We start from the raw sequence: 3,932 nt of genomic DNA on the forward strand, positions 1-3,932 counted from the left end.
GCTCAATGTCGGCGGCGACACGATGCCGGGCATCGACTACACGGTGATCGGCACCCGCTACGACGAGATCACCAACCCCTACGACCTCACGTTCCTGAAAGCTGGTCCGGGAGCCCAGGTTTCGAACATCACCCTCCAGGACGGCTGTGAGCAGGATGTTTCCGATCACCTGACGATGATGTACTCGCCGCGGGCGCTGTCGATCGTGCTACGCGCGCTCGATCCCGTGCAGCACCCCACCCTCGACTGCACGTTCAACCCGTGGCTGCTGGGCGGCGGCGGAGGGCTCTGACCCGCCCTGCCGCGCTGATGCGGCACCGGGCGTCCGGGACTCGGCCTCGATCCACGCCGACAGCATCCGGGCGGTCATGGCGATGGCCTCCTGCCGTTCCTGACTGCCCACCTCGAGCGCCGAGACCCGCAGCACTCCGGCGAACCCGGTATTGATGAGCACGAAGGTCATCATGTCGTAGCGGTGATCGTCGCCGGGGCCGAGAATCTGGATCAGCAGCACCTTCACCAGCAATCGCAGCCGGGGCTCGAACTCGGGCAGGCCGCTGCTGTAGAACTGCACACCGGCCACCAGCGCGCGCACCAGTTTCGCGTTGGCCACCAATTCCTCGGTGAACACTTCCAGCAATTCGGTGATGAGCTGCTCACCGTGGGAGAACAACGGCGTCGCCGGTGGGCGCGAGAGTCCCGAAACCCATTGTGTGAAGCGGCGTTCGATGTTCTCGAGCAGTCGGCCGAGCAATTCCTCCACGATGACGCCGCGATCGGAGAAATACCGGTACAGCGTGCCGATGCTGACCCCGGCCTCGGCCGCGATCCGGTTGGTCGAGGTGTCGGCGATGCCGCGCTCACCGAACAGGCGGGCCGCGGTGTCGAGGATGTGCTCGCGGGTGGCTTTGGAACGCTGCTGGGTCGGACGGCGGCGGTTGCGCACGGCCTTGGGCGGCATCGCGGCCTCCTTGGTGAAAAATGAGCGATGCTCAGCTTAGCCCTCGAACATCGAAACCGGTCGGGTATGTTGTTGCGTCACAACGGCGTGGAGGATCTCTTGGCCCACCAACTACCCACGGGCCGCATCACGCGCGGCGGTCGTCTCGGGCGGCTGGCCGCCGGGCAGGCCGCACGCGGGCTCGGCACCCGGCTGTCGATGATCGGGCGACCCGAGGAAGCCCGCCGCGTTCTCGCGGAACGCTCCTCGCTGCAGGCCGCGCAGCAACTGGTCACCGTGCTCGGCAGCATGAAGGGCGCGGCCATGAAGCTGGGGCAGATGCTCTCGGTGCTGGATCTGGACCTGGTGCCGGAGTCGCATCGGGAACTGTTCCGCGACAAGCTCGCCGAATTGCGCGACCGTGCGCCCGCGGTGCCGTTCAGCGGGATGCGCGCGGTGCTCGAGCACGATCTGGGGCCGTTGTCGCGGGTGTTCGCGGAATTCGACGAGACTCCGGTGGCGGCGGCGTCGATCGGGCAGGTGTATCGGGCGCGGTTGCGGGACGGCCGCGCGGTGGCGGTGAAGGTGAAGTATCCGGGGGTCGACGACGCCGTCCGGGCGGATATGCGCAATCTCCGCATGCTGAGCGGGCTTTTGAAGGCCGTGCTGCCCAGTGCCGGGGATGCCGCGGTGCTCGACGAGATCACCGACAATATCGGCGGCGAACTCGACTATCCGCGCGAGGCCCGCACCCAGCATCGGGTCGCGGCCCGCTACCGTGGCCACCCGTTCATCGTGGTGCCCGACAGCGTCGAAAAGTATTGCACCCAGCAGGTTCTCGTCACCGAGTTCGTGGAAGGGGAGTCCTTCGAGGGCATGCGGGCGCTACCCGACGCCGATCGGGACCACATCGGTGAACTCGTCTACCGCTTCTACATCAGCGGGTTGTTCGCCGACCACGAGTTCTGCGGCGATCCGCATCCCGGCAATATCCTGCTGGACGCGAGCGGGCGCGTGGGTTTCGTGGATTTCGGCCTGTACCACCGGATGAACGCCGTAGATGTGGAATACGAGCGCACCGGACTTCGGGCCGCGTGCGAGCGGCGCGGCGACTTCCTCTACGACCATTGGGTGGGGCGCGGCATCATCGATCCCGGCGCGGGCGTCACCGGACAGGAGGTCCTGGACTACGTCTGGGCCGCCGCGGGCTGGCACCTGCTCGACGAGGAGATCACCGTCACGCCGGAATTGGCCACCACCGCGGTGGTGCTCGCCATCGACCCGCGCTCGGCCGAGTTCCGGGGTCTGCGCCGGCAGCTGCTGCCGCCCGAACACGTCTTCTCCCGCCGCGCGGACCTGCTCACCTTCGCCGCCCTCGGGCAGTTGCGGGCCAGCAACAACTGGCATCGCATCGCACGCGAATGGCTGTATGGAGAGGCTCCGGTGACCGAGATCGGCCGGGTCACCCGGCGGTGGCGGTCCGATCGCGCCGGGGCGTGACGCGCCGCGCGGTGCGGGTCTCCCACACGATCGGGGCCACGGGTTGGACCATGGTGAGCGGCGGTGCGAACCAGACCGCACGTTTTTCCCGGTATGTCAGCTTTTCGTCCGTCCGAGGCTCAGGAGGAACGAAACTCATGCTCACCATTCGGAATCAGCGGCGTTCGGCGGGTGTGCTCACCGCCCTGGCGGTCTTGGGTGGAGCCGGAATAGTCGGTGCGGCACCGGCTTTCGCCGCCAATTCGGTCGCCGTCGACTCGGCCACCGCGTCGTCGGTCGCCATCGAGTACACCTGCGAATCCTCCGCGGGCGTCGCCAGCATCGACGCCATGGTCGGCGACCCGAACGCGGAAGGGCCCGCCGCGACCGGCAGCCAGAGCGCGGTCACCTGCGACGGCTCCCAGCACAACGCCACCATCGCGCTCACCGCCACACCCGGTCAGACGCCCCTCGCGTCCGGTGCGGGCGTGCAGGTGCGGGTGGCGTTGGTGGATCGCAGCGAGACCGTCGTCTCCGGCACGGCGAAACTGCTCACCCTGAGCTGAGCCGCCGGTGCGCGAGTTGCCCGCTGCGCGACAGCAAGTCGAAACCTCCCGTTAGCGGGCGACTGTCAGACTCGCCGCCGCGTGCCCGATGCGCACCAGATCGGGGCGCGGCGGTCGACGCCGTCGCAAGCACCGCCGCCGGGCCGCGCGCGCCCGGCGGCACACGAGAACCAGGACCCCGGACGTGCGAATCCGCTCGATCATGTGCAGCGTGGCAGTGCTGGCCGCGGTGGTTCCGATCGCGCTGTCCGCCAGCCCGTTCGACCTCCCCGCCGCCGCGCAACCGGACGTGGCCGAGACCGACGATCCGGCCGACTCACCGACGTCGCCGGACGGTTCGAGCATCATGGCCGTCCACGTCCTCGACGGCCGCCACCTCGAGTTCACCGTCCACTCCGCCGCCATGAACGCGGACTTCCCGGTCGAGGTGCAACGCCCCGCCGACACCTCCGCGCCGCGCCCGGTGCTCTACATGCTCAGCGGTGGCAGCGGCGGCACCGGCGCGGCCTCCTGGGCCCGCCGCACCGACGTGTTCGACTTCCTGGCCGACAAGAACGTCAACGTGGTGCAGCCGATGGGCGGTGCGGCCTCCTACTACACCGACTGGCGGCAACCGGATCCACGCCTGGGCGTCATGAAATGGACCACCTACCTGACCGAGGAACTACCCCCGCTCATCGACGCCGCCCTGGGCACCTCCGGCGTGAACGGCCTTGCGGGCGTATCGATGTCGGGCACCTCGGTGTTGCAGCTCCCCATCGCCAAACCCGGCCTCTACCGCTCGGTGGCGGCCTACAGCGGCTGCGCCCGCATCGCCGACCCGATCGGCCAAGCCTTCGTCCGCATCACCGTAGCCTTCGGCGGCGGCGACGCCGCCAACATGTACGGCGCCCCCAACGACCCGATGTGGGCCGCCAACGACCCCTACCTACACGCCGAATCCCTAC

General features: G+C 68.6%; 4 protein-coding genes and 1 pseudogene. 4 read left to right on the plus strand and 1 reads right to left on the minus strand.

Features of this window, described 5'->3' with window-relative positions; all coding sequences use genetic code 11:
• Positions 1–292: pseudogene (locus tag ACWELQ_RS40480) on the plus strand (lipase); the annotation flags it as partial.
• Here the strand turns inward: ACWELQ_RS40480 and ACWELQ_RS40485 are convergent.
• Positions 209–961: a TetR/AcrR family transcriptional regulator gene (locus tag ACWELQ_RS40485; RefSeq protein WP_452402290.1), complete on the minus strand. Its 753-nt coding sequence runs from the start codon at positions 959–961 to the stop codon at positions 209–211. The pseudogene ACWELQ_RS40480 and the gene ACWELQ_RS40485 sit on opposite strands and share 84 nt — an antisense overlap.
• 99 nt (positions 962–1,060) lie before the next feature.
• Between ACWELQ_RS40485 and ACWELQ_RS40490 the strand changes: the two genes are divergently transcribed.
• From ACWELQ_RS40490 to ACWELQ_RS40500, 3 genes are all read left to right on the plus strand, one after another.
• Positions 1,061–2,440: an ABC1 kinase family protein gene (locus ACWELQ_RS40490; protein ID WP_452402292.1), complete on the plus strand. Its 1,380-nt coding sequence runs from the start codon at positions 1,061–1,063 to the stop codon at positions 2,438–2,440.
• Positions 2,441–2,577: 137 nt separating this feature from the next.
• Positions 2,578–2,985 carry a hypothetical protein gene (locus ACWELQ_RS40495; RefSeq protein ID WP_452402291.1) on the plus strand — a complete coding sequence of 136 codons (408 nt, stop codon included), beginning with the start codon at positions 2,578–2,580 and terminating at the stop codon, positions 2,983–2,985.
• A gap of 202 nt (positions 2,986–3,187) precedes the next feature.
• A partial coding sequence (locus ACWELQ_RS40500; RefSeq protein WP_452402293.1) for an alpha/beta hydrolase occupies positions 3,188–3,932 on the plus strand: 745 nt, incomplete at its 3' end.

The organism is Nocardia sp. NPDC004722 (assembly GCF_053601505.1).

Coding starts and splice junctions, on each gene's coding strand:
- ACWELQ_RS40485 (WP_452402290.1), bottom strand. CDS start 961: ATGCCGCCCAAGGCCGTGCGCAACCGCCGCCGTCCGACCCAGCAGCGT.
- ACWELQ_RS40495 (WP_452402291.1), top strand. CDS start 2,578: ATGCTCACCATTCGGAATCAGCGGCGTTCGGCGGGTGTGCTCACCGCC.